A 17132-nucleotide genomic window follows, 5' to 3' on the forward strand; every position below is an offset into this window, starting at 1 on the left:
CGGCCCGCTCGGGATGCGGGCTTGGCGGTACGCTCCGATCGTGGGCACGCGGTCGAGTCGCGTGCACGAGCTCGCTGGAGGCTCCCGTGGCGCAATCGACATCACTCTCACGTATCGTCCGCCGTCCGATCGACGACCCCGAGGCGCGCGAATCCACCGCGCTGCTCGTCGGCACCGCCGCGTTCGTCGTCGGCACGATTCCCGCGATCCTCCTCTTCTGGGGCCGCGACCTCCCGATCTCCGGACGCGGCTCCTTCGGCGATGTCGCGGCGATCGGTGCGGCGGTCGCCGCCCTCCTCGCCTTCCTCTTCGGCTGCCTGCTGCGGAGGGCGCAACGGCTCGGCCCCGATCCCGCACAGCAGGCGGTTCCGGCCTGGCGGCGACTGCACTGGTTCGACGTCGCGGCGCTGTGCCTCGCGCACGCGGTCATCGCGCTGCTCGGCTGGGTGGGGCTCGCCGCCGTGTTCGGCGCGGGCTTCGAGGGGGCGCGGCTGTATTCCGTGACGGCGGCGATCCTCGTCGGGGTGGTCATGGCGATCACGGCGTACGCGGCGTTCCTGTCGGCGGTGAGCCTCACTCCCATGCTGCTCTCGATCGTGCTCGCGCTGTTCCTCGTCGTCGGCACCCTCGCGAGCACGCTCAGCGCGAGCGACCCGCTGTGGTGGCAGAAGAACCTCAGCACGCTCGGCATCAGCGACGACATCTCGGCGCTGACGTTCAACCTCACGCTCATCATCGCGGGGGTGATGGTGACGACCATCTCGCACTATGCGACCGCGTGGCTTCCAGCCGTCACGCCGGCCGAGGCGCGCGGGCGCGCCCTCGTGCGACTCGCGCTGATCGTCATGGGAGTCCTGCTCGCGTGCGTCGGCATCTTCCCGGTCGACGAGTTCCTCGAGATCCACAACCTGTCGGCCACGGGCATGGCGATCGTCTACGTGGTGCTCGTCATCGCCCTGCGCGCACTGGTTCCGTCGATGCCGAGGGTGTTCCTCATGCTCGGCTACCTGTTCGTCGGCGTCATCGTGGTGCTCGCGGCGTTCTTCATCTCGGGCTACTACAACCTGACCGCGGTCGAGCTGGTCGCGTTCACCCTCATCTTCGCGTGGCTGATCGTCTTCCTCCGCACCGCCGGGGCGATCGCGCCGGTGCCGGCATCCGACGAGCGGATGTCGGTCGCGCGGGCGTGATGCACCCGCAGGGCGACCGGGCGGACCTACTTCGGGTCGATGCGCAGGGTGGTCGCCTTCACGGCGGCGCTCATGAGCGACTGGGTCGCTGAGCCGTTCCCGTACTTGGCGAAGTACGCCTCGTCGAGCTCGCGTTCGTGCGAGTCGTCGCGGGTGTAGGTGACGTCGCGGGTCTGACCGCCCCAGCTGACGGTGCCGTCCGAGTTGCGTGTCACGCCCCGGTACCACCCGCCCTCGGGTCCGCGCACCGATCGCGCGTAGAGGGCGCCGTCGACGACGGCGTGCCAGATGATGACGGGCGTGCGCAGGGATCCGTCGTCGCGGCGGCCGGCGACGCGGATCTCTCCGACGCGGTCGAGCTCGCCGAGCTCGGCGGGGGTCCAGGTGCTCATGAGTGCTCCTTCCGTGGCATCCTCAGCCCATCATGCTCGGTGCGCTCGCCGCGAGGCAGGGTCTGCGAGTACCGGTCTCGGCAGGGACTCCCGCGGGTGCGCGCGCGAGCATTGGATGGAACGCATGAGAGCCACCTTCATGTACGGCGCGGGCGACGTCCGCGTCGAGACCGTTCCAGACCCCGTCATCCGCCACGAGACCGACGCGATCGTGCGCGCCGTGCGCGCCTGCGTGTGCGGCAGCGACCTGCACCCGTACCACTCGATGCCCGGCAGCGAGCACGGCACCGCGATGGGCCACGAGCTCATCGCGGTCGTCGAGCAGGTGGGTTCGGCGGTCACGAAGGTCCGGCCCGGCGACTTCGTGGTCGCGCCCTTCGCGTTCCAGGACGACACGTGCGTGTTCTGCCGCGAGGGGTTCCAGACCTCGTGCGTGCACGGCGGATGGTACGGCGGCGAGAACGGCGGCCTGCAGGCGGAGCTCGCCCGCATCCCGCAGGCGGACGGCAGCCTCGTCGTCGTGCCCGGCGTCGACCCCGCCACCGCCGACGAGCGCCTGCTCGCGTCGCTGCTCGCCCTGTCGGACGTCTACCTCACCGGCTATCACGCCGCCCATATGGGCCGGGTCTCCGCAGGCAAGACGGTCACCGTGATCGGCGACGGCGCGGTCGGCCTCTCCGCCGTGCTCGCATCGAGGCAGCTGGGCGCCGAGCGCGTCATCCTGATGGGCCGGCACGCCGCCCGCACCGACCTCGGGGTCGAGTGGGGGGCCACCGACGTCGTCGCCGAACGCGGCGACGAGGGCATCGCGAAGGTCATGGACCTCACGGGCGGCGAGGGCAGCCACGTCGTGCTCGAGGCCGTCGGCCACATGCCCGCCTACGAGCAGGCGTTCGGCATCGTGCGCCCCGGCGGCGTCATCTCGCGCGTGGGCGTGCCGCAGTACGAGTCCGCGCCCATCGGCTTCGGCTCGCTGTTCGGCAAGAACGCCACCCTCACCGGCGGACCCGCACCCGTGCGTGCCTACCTCGAGCCGGCGATCCGGCAGGTGCTGGCCGGAGAGATCGACCCCGGTCGCGTCTTCGACCGCACGGTCTCGATCGACGACGTGCCCGCCGCCTACGCGGCCATGGACGCGCGCGAGGCGTTGAAGGTCATGGTCGCCTTCTGAGCGCCACCGGTTCATGATCGAACACAGAGCGAAGGAGCAGCAGATGCACAAGCGAACACTCGGCCAGGGCCTCGAGGTCTCGGCCGTCGGACTCGGCGCCATGGGCATGTCCATGAGCTACGGGCCGAACCCCGGCGACCGCGACGACATGATCGGCGTGCTCAGGTACGCCGTCGAACAGGGCGTGACCTTCATCGACACCGCCGAGGTCTACGGCCCGTGGGTCAACGAGGAGCTCGTCGGCGAGGCGATCGCCCCGATCCGCGACCGGGTCGTGGTGGCGACGAAGTTCGGCTTCCGCCTCGTCGACGGGCAGATGCGCGGCACCGACTCGCGCCCGGAGCACATCCGAGAGGTGGCGGATGCCTCGCTCCGCCGCCTCGGCGTCGACGCGCTCGACCTCTTCTACCAGCACCGCGTCGACCCCGACGTGCCGATCGAGGACGTCGCCGGCACGGTCGGCGAGCTCGTCGCCGAGGGAAAGGTTCGCCACTTCGGGCTCTCGGAGGCCGGGGCGGGCACCATCCGACGGGCGCACGCCGTGCACCCGGTCACGGCCGTGCAGAGCGAGTACTCGCTCTGGACCCGCGACCCGGAGGCGGAGGTGCTGCCGACCGTCGCCGAACTCGGCATCGGGTTCGTGCCCTTCAGCCCGCTCGGCAAGGGGTTCCTCACCGGATCGGTGTCGCCCGACGCCACCTTCGCCGAGGGTGAGATCCGGGCCAGGGTGCCGCGCTTCGAGCGCGAGAACCTGCTGGCCAACCAGGCGCTCGTCGACCACGTGCGCGCGCTCGCCGAAGGCCGCGGCGCCACGCCCGGGCAGGTGGCGCTCGCGTGGCTGCTCGCGCAGCATCCGTTCATCGTGCCCATTCCGGGCACGCGCCGCCGCGAGCGCATCGACGAGAACGCCGGCGCCACCGCCGTCGCGCTCTCGGCCGACGACATCGCCGACCTCGACGCCCTCGTCGACCGCATCGGCGTCGCCGGCAACCGCTACGACGCGGCCGGCATGGCCGCCGTCGGGCTGTGACCCGGCTGCCCGAGACGAGACCACCACGACCACGCACGACCACGAAGGAGCACCACGATGAGCACCGAACTGCAACCGAAGGCGCCGACGGTGAAGGGACCAGAGGCCTGGTTCACGGGCGACGTGTACTTCAACGCCTACTACGCCGGTGAGGAGCCCTCGCGCGCGCGACTGAACCTCGTGCGGTTCACGCCCGGCGCGCACACGGCCTGGCACCGGCACGCCGTCGGGCAGACGCTGCACGTGACCGAGGGCCTCGGCTACGTGCAGAGCCGCGGTGAGGAGCTCATCGTGCTGCACCCGGGCGACACCGTGTACACCCCGCCGGGCGAGTGGCACTGGCACGGCGCAACGGCCGAGCACTTCATGTGCCACCTCGCGCTCTGGGAGTCGCCGGGCACCGGCGAGCCCGAGACCGAGTGGGGCGACCTGCTCACCGACGGCGAGTACCCCGCGAAGGTTCCGCCGGTCGAGTAGGCGCGTCAGCGCCGTATCGAGACCCGTGACCGCTTCGCGGCGCAGGTCTCGATACGCTCCTTCGTCGCTACTCGACCGACGAGGCCGACGAGGCCGGCGTGGTCGGCCTGGTCGGCTCGTCGGCCGTGAGCGCCGCGGTGTTCGTCGCCGCCCACGACGCGAGCAGCTTCAGCGCATCGGCCGAGGCGGATCCGGCCGGGGCCGTGTACACGTTCAGCACGAGGCCGGGTTCGCTCGGCAGGTCCATCGACTCGTAGTGCAGGTCGAGGTCGCCCACGACCGGGTGGTGCAGGCGCTTGAGCCCGCTGCGGTGGAACTTCACGTCGCGCGACGCCCACCGCTCGCGGAACAGCTCGCTCTGCGTCGAGAGCTCGCCGACCAGCCTGATGAGGTCGGGATCGTGCGGGTTGCGCCCGGCCTCGAGCCGCAGCATCGCGGCGGCGTCGTGCGTGTTCTGGTCGTAGTCGCGCCAGAACTCCCGTGCGGCCGGGTTCAGGTAGGCGAAGCGGGTCGTGTTCACGGGCCTGCGCGGGTCGTCGAAGACGGGGGAGTAGAGCGCACGGGCGAGCCGGTTCGCGGCGATGATGTCGTGGCGCCCATTGCGCACCCAGGCCGGCGCGTCGCCGATGGCGTCGAGCACCTGCAGCACCGACGGGCGCACCGTCGTCTTCGGCCTGGGCGCACGCGTGCGGCCGGGGCCGGCGGCTCGGGCGAGGTCGAAGAGGTACTCGCGCTCGGCCTCGTCGAGCTGGAGCGTGCGCGCGAGCGAGTCGAGCACGCTCTCGGACGCCCCGGCGAGGTCGCCCCGCTCGAGCCGCACGTAGTAGTCGACCGAGACGCCCGCGAGCATCGCCACCTCTTCGCGGCGGAGGCCGGGCACGCGACGGTTGCCACCGTACGCCGGAAGCCCGGCCTGGTCCGGCGTGATGCGGGCGCGCCTGGAACTCAGGAACTCCCGGATGTCGGCGCGCACGTCTCCCATGCCACAACGCTACGTCGACCCGCCCGCCGATGGGAGGCCCTGCGGGTACCTCGTTCGCGGCCGCGGCGAACCAGTCGTGCCCGCAGGAGCGGCTGCTAGCGTGGTTCGCTGCCACGCGGCATCCGCTGCGCCGCGGTCGGCGGAAGGCGGGGACGCATGCTCGAACCGGTTGAGCTCGACGGCGGCGTGGTCGTGCGCTCGCTCGCGGCGGGCGACGGACCCGCGCTCGCGGCGGCCTACCTGCGCAATCGCGCGCACCTGGCGCCGTGGGAGCCCGAGCGCACCGAGTCGTTCTTCAAGGTCGCGACGCATGAGCGCGAGGTGCTCGCCACGCTCGCCCGGGTCGACGCCGGCACGGCGATCCCGCTCGTGCTGGTCGACGGCGACGAGATCATCGGCCGCGTGAACCTCTCGGACATCGTGCGCGGCGCGTTCCAGAACGCGCATCTCGGCTACTGGATCGACCATCGCCACACGGGCAGGGGCCTGGCGACGACGGCGACCGGCGTGGCCGTGCATGCGGCTCGCGCGGCCGGCCTGCACCGGGTGCAGGCCGGCACGCTCGTGCACAATGCCGCCTCGCAAGCCGTGCTGGAGCGCAACGGGTTCGAGCGCTTCGGGCTCGCCCACCGCTACCTGCGCATCGCGGGCCGCTGGCAGGACCACGTGCTCTTCGAGCGGATCATCGAGGACTGAGCACGTCCGGGGCGCCGGCCGGGGGCGTCGGCCGGGGGCGCAGCCCTGCAGCGGCGGCGGCACTCGAGTGTTTCGATCGTGTGAAGGCCGGTCCGAACGTCCCTCGGGGGCTTGACCACCGCACCCGTGGCGTGAGTAATATGTCACCCACTACAAAGTGCCGTAGTGTGATGTGTCACACGGTACAGAAGGGCCTGAATCGTCATGACAGACAACGCCGTCGCGTCCGCAGCGCACGTCACCCGCCTCCGGCGCGCGGCCGTCGCCCCCATCGCGGGCCGTCGAGCGCCGCTCGGAACCGACGCCGTGACGATCACCGGCGGCGTGCTCGCGACCTGGCAGCGCCGCAACCGCGACGAGACCGTGCCGCACACGCTCGGCGAGCTCCTGGCTGCCGGCAACCTCGACAACCTGCGGCGCATCGCCCGGCCCGAGACCCTCGCCGACACGGCCTACCGCGGCCGCTACCCGTTCCTCGACACCGACGTCTTCAAGACGCTCGAGGGCCTGGCCTACGAACTCGCACGGCCGGAGGGCACCCGAGCGGATGCCGCGACCGAGGCCTTCTACGAGGAGGCCGTCGCCCTCATCGAGGGCGCGCAGCGCGCCGACGGCTACCTGAACTCCTACTACCAGGCGCCCGACGTGCCCAAGGAACCGTGGGAGGACCTGGCCTGGGGACACGAGCTCTACAACCTGGGGCACCTCATCCAGGCGGCCGTCGCCGCCTCCCGCCAGCTCGGCGACGACCGACTCCTCGCGGTCGCGCGCCGCTTCGCCGACCTCGCCGTCGATCGCTTCGGACCGACGGGAGAAGACGTCGTCTGCGGTCACCCCGAGATCGAGATGGCGCTCGTCGAGCTCACCCGCGAGACCGGCGACGAGCGCTACCTCGACCTGTCGCGGCGCTTCATCGACCGCCGGGGGCGGGGCACGGTCGAGCTGCGCGTGTTCCCGGCCGAGTACTTCCAGGACAGCGCGCCGCTCCGCGAACTCGATGCTGTGACCGGTCACGCCGTGCGCATGACCTACCTCACCGCAGGAGCCGCCGACGTGGCGCTCGAGCTGGGCGACGCCTCGCTCGCCGGCGCCCTGCACCGGCTCTGGGGCGACATGCTCGACTCGAAGCTCTACATCACGGGCGGCCTCGGCTCCCGCCATTCCGACGAGGCCATCGGCGACCGCTTCGAGCTGCCCTCCGAGCGCTCCTACAGCGAGACATGCGCGGCGATCGCGACCATGCAGTGGGCGTGGCGCATGTACCTCGGCTCGGGCGAGGCGGCCTCCCTCGACACCTTCGAGACCGTGCTCTACAACGCCTACGCCGCCGGCCTCAGCGATGACGGCCGGGCGTTCTTCTACGACAACCCGCTGCAGCGCCGGCCCGACCACCAGCAGCGCACGGGCGCCGAGCCCGAGGGCGAGCTGCTGCGCCGCGGCTGGTTCGTCTGCCCCTGCTGCCCGCCGAACATCATCCGCTGGACCGCCGAGCTGCAGGACCACCTCGCCGTGCTCGACGGCGAGACGCTGCACCTCGCCCAGTACGCCACCTCGAGCATCGAGGTCGACGGGCTGGGCCTCGAGGTCACGACCGACTACCCGTGGGACGAGCGCGTCGTCATCGACGTGCGCGCCGCCGACGGGAGCACGCGCCTGGCCCTGCGCATCCCCGCCTGGTGCCGCGGCGCGAGCCTCGCGATCAACGAAGAGCAGGTCGAGGCGGATGCCGCGGCCGGCTGGCTGCACGTCGACCGGGCGCTCGCGGCGGGCGACCGCCTCGAACTCGTGCTCCCGATGCCGGTTCGCGCGCACGGCGCCGACCCCCGCGTCGACGGCCTGCGGGCGTCGCTCGCGGTCGCCCGCGGCCCGATCGTCTACTGCGCCGAGCAGGGCGACAACGACGCCGACCTCGACCTCGTGTCGCTCGCGCCGGCCGACGTGCGCGCCGCGCGCGCCGAGATCCGCCGCGTCACCCCGAACAGCGAGGCGGTGACCCGCGTCGTCACCGTCGCCGCGAGCGTCGACCCCGTGCCGGCCGACGGGCTCTACCCCGAGCTCACCGCCGGCGACCAGGAGACGGATGCCGCGGCATCCGGAACCACCACCGTCACGCTCGTGCCCTACCACCTCTGGGGCAACCGCGGGGCGGCGGCCATGCGCGTCTGGTTGCGCCGGGCCTGAACGGCCGAGAACCGAAGCACCCCTACAGCTGCACCCGAACGAAGAGAGAGAACAGAGAGTATGAAGCGACGCACAGCGTTCCTCGGACTCGCCATCGCGACGTCCCTCGCCCTGGCGGGCTGCACCGCCTCGAACACCGGTTCGGGGGCGACCGGGGGAGTCTCGGGCGAACCGGTCGAGGGCGGCACCCTGCACGTGCTGCAGAACACGGACTTCTCGCACCTCGACCCCGCGCAGGGCTTCGACGGCGGCGTGAACAACTTCTACCGCCTCATCTACCGCACGCTCACGACGCAGGGCGTCGGCGAGGGCGCCGAGGGCACCGAGATCGTGCCCGACCTCGCGACCGACACGGGCACGCCGAACGAGGACGCGACCGTCTGGACCTTCACCCTGAAGGACGACGTCTTCTTCGAGGACGGCACGCCCATCACGAGCGCCGACGTGAAGTTCGGCGTCGAGCGCTCGCTCGACCCCTCGATCTCGATCGGGTCGCCCTACGCGAAGATCGTGCTCGACATGCCCGACGACTACCAGGGCTACTACATCTCGGGGCCGCTCGACACGATCGAGACCCCCGATGAGAAGACCATCGTCTTCCACCTCAACCAGCCCTACGCCGACTTCGCCGCGGTCGTCGGGCAGGCGCCGTTCACGCCGTTCCCGGCCGACGCCGACGTCACGACCACCTCGATCGACCAGCAGCCGATCGCCTCCGGCCCGTACCGGGTCACCGAGTACCAGCGCGGCAGCACCCTCGTGCTCGAGCGTAACGACTACTGGGATGCCGCGACCGACGACGTGCGCACCGCCGCACCCGACTCGTTCGAGTGGACCTTCGGCCTCGACGCCGCCACGATCGACGAGCGCATGATCGCCGACCAGGGCGCCGACCAGGACGCGATCGCCGGATCCGTGCAGGCCGCCTCGATCTCGCGCATCCAGACGCCCGAGATCCAGGAGCGCACGATCCAGGGCCTGCAGGGCTGCACGACCTACATGCCGCTGAACACGACCAAGCCCGGCATGGACGACCCGCGCGTGCGCCAGGCGATCAACCTCGCCGTCGACAAGCAGGCCGTCAAGGACGGCACCGGCGGCAGCCAGCTCGCCGACATCGCCACCACGATGATGCCGCCCACCGTCGCGGGCTTCACCGAGTTCGACCTCTACCCGAGCGAGGACTCGAAGGGCGATCCCGAGGCCGCGAAGGCGCTGCTCGCCGAGGCGGGCTACCCCGACGGGTTCGAGTTCACCCTCGACATCCGCAACAACCCGAAGATGCAGGCGCAGGCCGAGGCGATCCAGCAGGCGCTCGCGAAGGCCGACATCACGGTCGACTTCAACCTCATCGACTCGGCGACCTTCTACGAGGTCATCGGCACGACGTCGCAGCAGCACGACGCGGCGATCACGGGCTGGTGCCCGGACTGGGCCTCGGGCGCGACCTTCCTGCCGCCGATCTTCGAGGGCACCCAGATCTTCGAGAAGGGCAACTCGAACGTCGCCCAGCTGAATGACCCGGCCGTCAACGAGCGCATGACCGAGATCCGCGCGATGACCGACGTCGACGAGGCCAATGCGGCCTGGGGCGCGCTCGACGAGCAGATCATGGAGCTCGCCCCCGCGGTGCCGCTCCTCTTCGAGAAGGCCGTCATGGTCGTCGGCTCGAACATCGCGGGCGCATACGCGCACGCGGGCTTCTCGGGCGGCATCGACTACGTGTCGGTCGGCCTGGCCAGCACCGACTGAGCCTGATGTCGACGGTTCCCAGCGAGCTGGCCGTCGAGACGGAGCCGAAGGGGGTGCTGCCCACTGGCAGCGCCCCCACCCCCGCTCGACGCGTGATCGCCACGCTCAGAAAGTCCCCGGCAGTCGTCATCAGCGTCTGCATCATCGTGTTCATCGTGCTGCTCGCGGTGTTCGCACCCGTGCTCTCGGCGATCACCGGCTGGGGCCCGTACGACTACGATCCGTCCGCGATCGACTCCGACCTCGGCGGCATCCCCATCGGCCCGTTCGGCGGCATCAGCGCCGAGCACTGGCTCGGCGTCGAACCGGGCAACGGGCGCGACATCCTCGTGCGCGTCGCCTACGGCGCCAGGGTCTCGCTCATGATCGCCGTCTCGGCCACGCTCATCACGACCACGTTCGGCGTGGTCATGGGCATGATCGCCGGCTTCTTCGGCGGGCTCGCCGACCAGATCATCTCGCGCGTCATGGACTTCCTCATGGCATTCCCCTCGCTCATCTTCATGATCGCGCTGCTCTCGGCGCTGCCCGCAGGCAACCGACCCGTGCTGCTCGTGCTCGTGCTCAGCATCTTCGGGTGGCCGTACACCGCTCGCGTCATCCGGGGGCAGACGATGTCCCTGCGCAACTCGGAGTTCGTCGAGGCGGCCAGGGCATCGGGCGCGAGGCCCGTGAGGATCGCCTTCCGCGAGGTGCTCCCGAACCTGAGAGGCACCATCATCGTGCTCGCGACGCTCGCCGTGCCGAGCTACATCGGCACCGAGGCGGGGCTCTCCTTCCTCGGCGTCGGCGTCATGCCGCCGACGCCCTCATGGGGCCAGATGATCTCGACCGCGGTCGGCTGGTACGCCGTCGACCCGATGTTCTTCCTCATTCCCGGCACGTTCCTGTTCCTCACGGTGTTCTCGTTCACCGTGCTGGGCGACAACCTGCGCCGCGTGCTCGATGCGGGTGATGCCGCGTGACCCTCGTCATCCTCCGCCGCGTGCTCGCCGCAGCCGGCGTGCTGCTGCTCATCTCGCTCTTCACGTTCATGATCTTCTTCTGGCTGTCGCCGGATCCCGCCGTGCAGATCTGCGGCAAGACGTGCACGCCGGAGCGCATCGACCAGATCCGCGAGCAGCTCGGCGTCAACCTTCCGTTCTGGCAGCAGTACTGGCAGTTCCTCTCGGGCATCTTCACCGGCCGCACCTACGGCGAGGGCCCCACCGCGATCGAGTGCGCGGCGCCCTGCCTCGGGTTCAGCTTCCAGACGAACGAGTCGGTCACCGACATGATCGTCGCGCGGATGCCGGTCTCGGTCACGCTCGCGATCGGCGCCGCCGTGCTGTGGCTCCTCGCCGGCATCGGCGGCGGTCTGCTCAGCGCGGTCAAGCAGGGCACCGGATGGGACAAGGCGGTCATGATGTCCGCCCTCGCCGGCATCAGCCTGCCGAACTACTTCGTCGCGCTGCTGCTGCAGTACCTGCTCGTGGTGCAGCTGCGCTGGCTGCCGTTCCCGCAGTCGGTGACGTTCGCCGAGGACCCGCTGCTGTGGTTCCAGTCGTACCTGATGCCCTGGCTCGTGCTCGCGTTCGGGTACGCCGCGATGTACTCCCGCATCGTGCGCACGAACGTCATCGACACCCTCGGGCAGAACTTCATGCGCACGGCGAAGGCGAAGGGGCTCGACGCCCCGGTCGTGCTGCGGCGCCACGCGCTGCGGCCGTCGCTGACCCCCGTGGTGACACTGTTCGGCATGGACTTCGCGGGCCTCCTCGGCGGCGCGCTCATCACCGAGACGGTCTTCGGCCTGAACGGCGTCGGCAAGCTCACGGCCGACTCGATCGCGAAGAACGACCAGCCCGTGATCATGGGCGTGACGCTGCTCGCGGCCGCGCTCGTGGTGGTCGCGAACATGCTCGTCGACGTCGCCTACACGTACCTCGACCCGAGAGTGAGGGTGAAGTCCGCATGAGCCTCTCAGCACCGCGAACCATCTCGATCCCCGTTCCGGGGGCGACCCTCCTCGAGGTCGAGCACCTCACCGTGACGTTCCCGACCTCGGCCGGGCCGGTCGAGGTCGTCAAGGACGCCTCGTTCCGCGTCGAGTCGGGCGACACGCTCGGCATCGTCGGCGAGTCGGGTTCCGGCAAGTCGATGACCTCGCTCGCGATCATGGGACTCCTGCCGCGCGGCGGCACGGCGACCGGCAGCATCCGCCTGAACGGGCACGAGCTGCTCGGCCGCAGCGACCGCGAGATGCGGCGCGTGCGCGGCGACAAGGTCGCGATGGTGTTCCAGGACCCGCTCTCGTCGCTGAACCCGTACTACACGGTCGGCCTGCAGATCGAGGAGGCGTACCTGGCCCACAACGGGGGCAGCCGGCGCAACGCCCGCCGCGTCACGATCGAGGCGCTCGAGCGGGTGCGCATCGCCGACGCCGGACGCCGCGTCGACCACTACCCGCACCAGTTCTCGGGCGGCATGCGCCAGCGCATCATGATCGCGATGGCGCTCTGCCTCGAGCCCGACCTGCTCATCGCCGACGAGCCGACCACGGCGCTGGATGTCACGGTGCAGGCGCAGATCCTCGACCTGCTCGCCGAGCTGCAGCGCGAGACCGGCACGGGCATGATCTTCATCACGCACGACCTCGCGGTCGTGAGCCAGGTGGCGCAGGACGTGCTCGTCATGAAGGACGGCGCGCACGTCGAGAGCGGCACGGCGGAGCAGATCTTCTCGAACCCGCGCGCGCCGTACACGCGGGCCCTGCTCGCGGCGCTGCCCCGCATCGACGACCCGTTCGACGAGTTGAAGGGAACGAGCCGATGACCGAGGCGATCCTCACCGCGAGCCACCTCACCAAGCAGTTCGTCACGCGCGGCGACGGCGCGTTCATCGCGGGCACGACCACGTTCACCGCGGTCGACGACGTGAGCTTCGAGGTACCGCGCGGCGGGACCCTCGGCATCGTCGGCGAGTCCGGCTCCGGCAAGTCCACGACGGCGCGCATCGTCGCGAAGCTCATCGACCCGACGAGCGGCACGCTCGAGTTCGACGGCGTCGACGTGACGAAGGCGGGCGCCAAGGCGCTCGCCGCCTTCCGGTCGAACGTGCAGGTCGTGTTCCAGGACCCGTTCTCGTCGCTGAATCCGCGCCACACGGTCGAGAAGATCATCACCGCCCCGCTCGACTACCAGCGCATCGCGCCGAAGGGCGGCAAGCGCGCACTCGTGCGCGAGCTCCTCGAGCGGGTCGGGTTGAACCCCGACCACGCCCAGCGCTACCCGGCGCAGTTCTCCGGCGGGCAGGCGCAGCGCATCGGCATCGCCCGAGCGCTCGCCGTCAGCCCCAAGCTCGTGATCTGCGACGAGGCCGTCTCGGCGCTCGACGTGTCGGTGCAGGCCAAGGTGATCAACCTGCTGAACTCGCTGCAGGCCGAGCTCGGCCTCAGCTACGTCTTCATCGCGCACGACCTCGCGGTGGTGCGCCAGATCGCGGACACCGTCGCGGTGATGAGCCGGGGACGTATCGTCGAGCAGGGCGATCGCGACGCGGTCTTCGAGCGCCCGCAGCACGAGTACACGAGGGCGCTGCTCGCCGCGGTGCCGAAGATCGACCCAGAGTGGGAGCTCCGACGCGCTCGGATGCTCGCCGAGGAAGGAGCCGGCGCATGATCGCCGCCGAGTACACGATTCCGGGCATGCACGTGCGCGACCACGTCGTCGAGGTGCCGCTCGACTGGTTCGACGACACCGACACCCGCACCATCACGGTGTTCGCGCGCGAGCTCGTCGACCCCGTCAAGCGGCGCGACGAGCTGCCGGTGCTGGTCTACCTCCAGGGCGGACCGGGCGGCAAGGGGCCGCGCCCGACCGGGCCGGACGGGTGGGTCGGCGAAGCGCTCAAGGCGCATCGGGTCGTGCTGCTCGACCAGCGCGGCACGGGCCGCAGCTCGCGGGTCGACGGCAGCGTCATCGCCTCGATCGGCGACCCCGCGGCGCAGGCCGACCACCTCGCGCACTTCCGCGCGGACTCGATCGTCGCCGACGCCGAGCACCTGCGCACGACCGTGTTCGGAGGGCGTCGCTGGTCGACGCTCGGGCAGAGCTACGGCGGATTCCTCACGCTCAGCTACCTCTCGCACGCCCCGGAGGGCCTTGCCGCCTGCTACGTCACCGGTGGCCTCGCGAGCGTGCACCCCGATGCCGCAGAGGTGTATCGCCGCACCTACCCGCGGGTCGAGGCGAAGAACCGCGAGTTCCGCGCGAGGTACCCGCACCACGTCGACACGCTCGCGCGCATCGCCGACCGGCTCGCCGACGGCGACGTGCGGCTTCCAGACGGCGACGTGCTCACGGTGCGCCGGTTCCAGAGCCTCGGCATCGACTTCGGCATGAAGCCGGGGTACGAGCGCATGCACTTCCTGGTCGACGAGGCGTTCGACGCGGCATCCGACGAGCTCACCGGCACGTTCCTCGCGCAGGTCGAGGCCCGAAGCTCGTACCGCGACAACCCGCTGTTCGCGGTCATGCAGGAGTCGATCTACGCGTCGGATGCCACGGGCGCGACGAACTGGGCGGCGCAGGCCGAACGCGACCGGCTGCCGCAGTTCGCCGAGTCGGCCAGGCCGCTGCTCATGACCGGCGAGATGATGTACCCCTGGATGTTCCGGGAGATCAGTGCGCTGCAGCCGTTCGAGGCGGCCGTCGAGCTGATGGCCGCCCGCACCGAGTGGAGCGCGCTCTACGACCTCGACCGGCTCGCCGCCAACGAGGTGCCGCTCGCCGCGGCCGTCTACTTCGACGACATGTATGTCGACGCCGGCCTGCAGCTGGCCACCGCCGAGCACGTCGGCAACGCCCGAGCCTGGGTGACCAACGAATACGAACACGACGGCATCGGGGCGGAGCGGGTCGTCCCGCGCCTGTTCGAGCTCGTCGACGAGCTCGGAGGACCCCGGCGCGACCGGGCCGGGGAAGGTGCAGCAGCATGACCGAGACCACCACGACGCACGGCCACGCCGGCCACGACCACGCCGGCGCCGCCGGCCACGACCAGGCCGTCGCCGCGTCGCCGGCCGCCGCGTCGATGCCCGCGCCCGCGACCCGCGACCCGCGGCTGCCGCGGCTGCGGGAGGTGCCGGCGTTCCTCGACTACATGGCGACCGGGTGGGACGCCCCCGATCGCACGCCGCCCGTCGAGCCAGGGGTCGCCGCGGCATCCGCAGCGCATCGGGCCCGGCTGAGCGCCGCGCTGCCCGGCCGCACGATCGTGGTCGCCGCCGGCCGTGCGCCGGTTCGCGCGAACGACACGAACTACGATTTCCGCCCCGACAGCGACTTCTTCTGGCTGAGCGGATGCACAGCCGAGGACGCCATCGTCGTGCTGACGCCTGCGGGCACGGGCCACGATGCCACCCTGTTCGTGCCGGCCCCGGCCTACCCCGGCAACCCCGACTTCTTCGCCAACGCGATGCACGGCGAGCTCTGGGTCGGGTCCGCGCCCGACGCGTCGGACTGGGCGGCCGCCCTCGAGATCGACGTGAAGCCGCTCGACCGACTCGCCGAGGTCGTGGGGCGCGGCGACGACGTGCTGCTCACCGGAACCCTGAACTCCGAGCTCGCGGCCCTCCGCGGCATCCGTCGCTCGGCCGAGCTCGGCCGGGTGCTCGCGGAGCTGCGCATGATCAAGGACGACTGGGAGGTCGAGGAGCTGCGGCGCGCGGTCGACTCGACGGTGAACGGGTTCCGCAGCGTCATCCGCGAGATCCCGAACGCGATCGAGTTCGGCGGCGAGCGCTGGCTGCAGGGCACGTTCGACCGCCACGCCCGCACCTACGGCAACGGCCCCGGCTACTCGACGATCGTCGGCTCGGCCGAGCACGCGCCGACCCTGCACTGGGTGCGCTGCGACGGACCCGTCAAGCCCGACGAGCTGCTGCTGCTCGACATGGGCGTCGAGAACCGCACCTACTACACGGCGGATGTCACGCGCACGTTCCCGGCATCCGGCACGTTCAGCGCCGCACAGCGCGAGGTGCACGACCTCGTCGAGCGATCGCACCGCGCCGGACTCGCGGCCGTGACGCCGGGGCGCCCGTTCAGCGACTTCCACACCGCGGCCATGGAGGTCATCGCGCACGGCCTCTCGGACTGGGGCCTGCTGCCGGTCTCGGTCGACGAGGCGCTCTCGCCCGAGGGCCAGCACCACCGCCGGTACCTCGTCTGCGGCATCGGACACCACCTCGGTCTCGACGTGCACGACTGCGCGCAGTCGAGCTACGAGGCCTACCAGGGCTCCGTGATGACCCCCGGCATGGTGCTCACGGTCGAGCCCGGTCTGTACTTCCATGCGTTCGACACGACCGTGCCCCCCGAACTGCGTGGTGTCGGAGTTCGCCTCGAAGACGATATTTTGGTCACGACCGGCGGCTCCGAGGTGCTGTCGGCGGCGCTGCCGATCGATGCGGTCGGCATCGAGCAGTGGATGCGAGCGCAGTGATCGGCGACGCGTCGACACCTCCGATCGAGAGGACTACGCGATGGCCGTCACGGCGATCCGCCCCGTCGAGCAGCAGTTGAGCCTTCGCGCGAGGGTCGAGCAGGCCCTCTCGGCGGCGATCATCTCGGGCGAGCTCGCGCCGGGAGAGCTGCTCACGGTGCCAACGCTGGCCGCCCAGTTCGACGTGTCGGCGACGCCGGTGCGCGAGGCGATGCTCGATCTCGAGGGCCGCGGCTTCGTCGAGCCCGTGCGCAACAAGGGGTTCCGGGTCACGACCGTGAGCCCCGAGGTGCTGCGCGAGATCGTCGAGGTGCGCCAGCTGCTCGAACCGCCGGCCATGGAGGAGCTCGCGCGACGCTTCCCGGCCGACCGGCTGCCGGAGCTCCGCGCGCTGGCCGAGCAGATCGTGCTCGGCGCGAGCACGGGCGACCTGCGCAGCTACCTCGAGGCCGACCTCGAGTTCCACCTCGCCCTCACGCGACTGCTCGGCAACCGACTGCTCGTCGACGTCATCGCCGACCTGCGTTCGCGCACCAGGCTCGTCGGCCTCAGCGACATGCTCGAGTCGAAGGCGCTCGACGAGTCGGCGCGCGAGCACCTCGAACTGCTGCAGCACCTCGCCGACGGCGATGCCGCCGGGGCCAGGACGCTCATGCGCCGGCACATCCACCACACGCTCGGCTGGTGGGCGGGCAACCCCGAGGGGGAGTAGCGCACCGAGCTCCATCCCGGCGCGTCGCCGCGCTGATCAGGGCGACGACGCATGCCTTGCGCC

At 71.0% G+C, this 17132-nt stretch carries 16 protein-coding genes; 14 read left to right on the forward strand and 2 right to left on the reverse strand.

Going from position 1 to position 17132, the window contains the following annotated elements; translation table 11 throughout:
• The first annotated feature begins 86 nt into the window (after positions 1 to 86).
• Positions 87 to 1190 carry a DUF998 domain-containing protein gene (locus ASE68_RS17295; RefSeq protein WP_055862473.1) on the forward strand — a complete coding sequence of 368 codons (1104 nt, stop codon included), beginning with the start codon at positions 87 to 89 and terminating at the stop codon, positions 1188 to 1190.
• Between the two features lie 26 nt (positions 1191 to 1216).
• Here the strand turns inward: ASE68_RS17295 and ASE68_RS17300 are convergent, their stop codons facing one another.
• A complete protein-coding gene (locus tag ASE68_RS17300) occupies positions 1217 to 1582 on the reverse strand; it encodes a DUF2255 family protein (protein ID WP_055862476.1) in 366 nt (121 codons plus the stop codon).
• Positions 1583 to 1706: 124 nt separating this feature from the next.
• On the opposite strand from ASE68_RS17300, the gene ASE68_RS17305 reads away from it, so the two are divergent.
• The 3 genes from ASE68_RS17305 to ASE68_RS17315 are packed head-to-tail and all read left to right on the forward strand — an operon-like array spanning position 1707 to position 4260.
• On the forward strand, positions 1707 to 2753 hold the full coding sequence (locus tag ASE68_RS17305) for an alcohol dehydrogenase catalytic domain-containing protein (RefSeq protein WP_200921772.1): 1047 nt from the start codon (positions 1707 to 1709) through the stop codon (positions 2751 to 2753).
• Positions 2754 to 2796: 43 nt separating this feature from the next.
• Entirely contained in the window at positions 2797 to 3783 is a 987-nt protein-coding gene (locus tag ASE68_RS17310) for an aldo/keto reductase (RefSeq protein WP_055862480.1), read from the forward strand.
• Between the two features lie 57 nt (positions 3784 to 3840).
• Positions 3841 to 4260: a cupin domain-containing protein gene (locus ASE68_RS17315; protein WP_055862482.1), complete on the forward strand. Its 420-nt coding sequence runs from the start codon at positions 3841 to 3843 to the stop codon at positions 4258 to 4260.
• A gap of 67 nt (positions 4261 to 4327) precedes the next feature.
• Here ASE68_RS17315 and ASE68_RS17320 read toward each other — a convergent pair whose 3' ends face one another.
• Positions 4328 to 5242, reverse strand: a complete 915-nt coding sequence (locus ASE68_RS17320) for a helix-turn-helix transcriptional regulator (protein WP_055862484.1) — start codon at positions 5240 to 5242, stop codon at positions 4328 to 4330.
• 156 nt (positions 5243 to 5398) lie between these two features.
• On the opposite strand from ASE68_RS17320, the gene ASE68_RS17325 reads away from it, so the two are divergent.
• From ASE68_RS17325 to ASE68_RS17370, 10 genes are all read left to right on the forward strand, one after another.
• A complete protein-coding gene (locus tag ASE68_RS17325) occupies positions 5399 to 5938 on the forward strand; it encodes a GNAT family N-acetyltransferase (RefSeq protein WP_055862485.1) in 540 nt (179 codons plus the stop codon).
• 204 nt (positions 5939 to 6142) lie between these two features.
• Positions 6143 to 8119 (forward strand): glycoside hydrolase family 127 protein, encoded by a 1977-nt coding sequence (locus ASE68_RS17330; RefSeq protein ID WP_055862487.1) that lies wholly within the window; start codon positions 6143 to 6145, stop codon positions 8117 to 8119.
• 60 nt (positions 8120 to 8179) lie between these two features.
• On the forward strand, positions 8180 to 9871 hold the full coding sequence (locus tag ASE68_RS17335) for an ABC transporter substrate-binding protein (protein WP_055862489.1): 1692 nt from the start codon (positions 8180 to 8182) through the stop codon (positions 9869 to 9871).
• A gap of 5 nt (positions 9872 to 9876) precedes the next feature.
• Entirely contained in the window at positions 9877 to 10836 is a 960-nt protein-coding gene (locus tag ASE68_RS17340; protein WP_157421740.1) for an ABC transporter permease, read from the forward strand.
• The gene (locus ASE68_RS17345) at positions 10833 to 11828 is read left to right on the forward strand and encodes an ABC transporter permease (RefSeq protein WP_055862492.1); all 996 of its coding nucleotides are present in this window, start codon (positions 10833 to 10835) and stop codon (positions 11826 to 11828) included. Before ASE68_RS17340 ends, ASE68_RS17345 begins: the two co-directional genes overlap by 4 nt.
• Positions 11825 to 12685, forward strand: a complete 861-nt coding sequence (locus ASE68_RS17350) for an ABC transporter ATP-binding protein (RefSeq protein WP_055862494.1) — start codon at positions 11825 to 11827, stop codon at positions 12683 to 12685. Before ASE68_RS17345 ends, ASE68_RS17350 begins: the two co-directional genes overlap by 4 nt.
• Complete coding sequence (locus ASE68_RS17355) at positions 12682 to 13530, forward strand: ABC transporter ATP-binding protein (RefSeq protein ID WP_055862496.1); 849 nt, start codon at positions 12682 to 12684, stop codon at positions 13528 to 13530. The genes ASE68_RS17350 and ASE68_RS17355 overlap by 4 nt, the downstream gene beginning before the upstream one ends.
• Positions 13527 to 14849: an alpha/beta fold hydrolase gene (locus tag ASE68_RS17360; RefSeq protein ID WP_055862498.1), complete on the forward strand. Its 1323-nt coding sequence runs from the start codon at positions 13527 to 13529 to the stop codon at positions 14847 to 14849. Before ASE68_RS17355 ends, ASE68_RS17360 begins: the two co-directional genes overlap by 4 nt.
• A complete protein-coding gene (locus ASE68_RS17365; protein ID WP_082462448.1) occupies positions 14846 to 16357 on the forward strand; it encodes an aminopeptidase P family protein in 1512 nt (503 codons plus the stop codon). Before ASE68_RS17360 ends, ASE68_RS17365 begins: the two co-directional genes overlap by 4 nt.
• A 40-nt stretch (positions 16358 to 16397) precedes the next feature.
• The gene (locus tag ASE68_RS17370; protein ID WP_055862500.1) at positions 16398 to 17069 is read left to right on the forward strand and encodes a GntR family transcriptional regulator; all 672 of its coding nucleotides are present in this window, start codon (positions 16398 to 16400) and stop codon (positions 17067 to 17069) included.
• Positions 17070 to 17132: the final 63 nt, after the last annotated feature.

Source organism: Agromyces sp. Leaf222, from assembly GCF_001421565.1.
GTDB lineage: Bacteria > Actinomycetota > Actinomycetes > Actinomycetales > Microbacteriaceae > Agromyces.

Excerpts from the sequence above, each read along its gene's own strand:
- ASE68_RS17300 (WP_055862476.1), bottom strand. The coding sequence starts at position 1,582 with ATGAGCACCTGGACCCCCGCCGAGCTCGGCGAGCTCGACCGCGTCGGA.
- ASE68_RS17305 (WP_200921772.1), top strand. The coding sequence starts at position 1,707 with ATGAGAGCCACCTTCATGTACGGCGCGGGCGACGTCCGCGTCGAGACC.
- ASE68_RS17310 (WP_055862480.1), top strand. The coding sequence starts at position 2,797 with ATGCACAAGCGAACACTCGGCCAGGGCCTCGAGGTCTCGGCCGTCGGA.
- ASE68_RS17315 (WP_055862482.1), top strand. The coding sequence starts at position 3,841 with ATGAGCACCGAACTGCAACCGAAGGCGCCGACGGTGAAGGGACCAGAG.
- ASE68_RS17320 (WP_055862484.1), bottom strand. The coding sequence starts at position 5,242 with ATGGGAGACGTGCGCGCCGACATCCGGGAGTTCCTGAGTTCCAGGCGC.
- ASE68_RS17325 (WP_055862485.1), top strand. The coding sequence starts at position 5,399 with ATGCTCGAACCGGTTGAGCTCGACGGCGGCGTGGTCGTGCGCTCGCTC.
- ASE68_RS17330 (WP_055862487.1), top strand. The coding sequence starts at position 6,143 with ATGACAGACAACGCCGTCGCGTCCGCAGCGCACGTCACCCGCCTCCGG.
- ASE68_RS17335 (WP_055862489.1), top strand. The coding sequence starts at position 8,180 with ATGAAGCGACGCACAGCGTTCCTCGGACTCGCCATCGCGACGTCCCTC.
- ASE68_RS17340 (WP_157421740.1), top strand. The coding sequence starts at position 9,877 with ATGTCGACGGTTCCCAGCGAGCTGGCCGTCGAGACGGAGCCGAAGGGG.
- ASE68_RS17350 (WP_055862494.1), top strand. The coding sequence starts at position 11,825 with ATGAGCCTCTCAGCACCGCGAACCATCTCGATCCCCGTTCCGGGGGCG.
- ASE68_RS17355 (WP_055862496.1), top strand. The coding sequence starts at position 12,682 with ATGACCGAGGCGATCCTCACCGCGAGCCACCTCACCAAGCAGTTCGTC.
- ASE68_RS17360 (WP_055862498.1), top strand. The coding sequence starts at position 13,527 with ATGATCGCCGCCGAGTACACGATTCCGGGCATGCACGTGCGCGACCAC.
- ASE68_RS17365 (WP_082462448.1), top strand. The coding sequence starts at position 14,846 with ATGACCGAGACCACCACGACGCACGGCCACGCCGGCCACGACCACGCC.
- ASE68_RS17370 (WP_055862500.1), top strand. The coding sequence starts at position 16,398 with ATGGCCGTCACGGCGATCCGCCCCGTCGAGCAGCAGTTGAGCCTTCGC.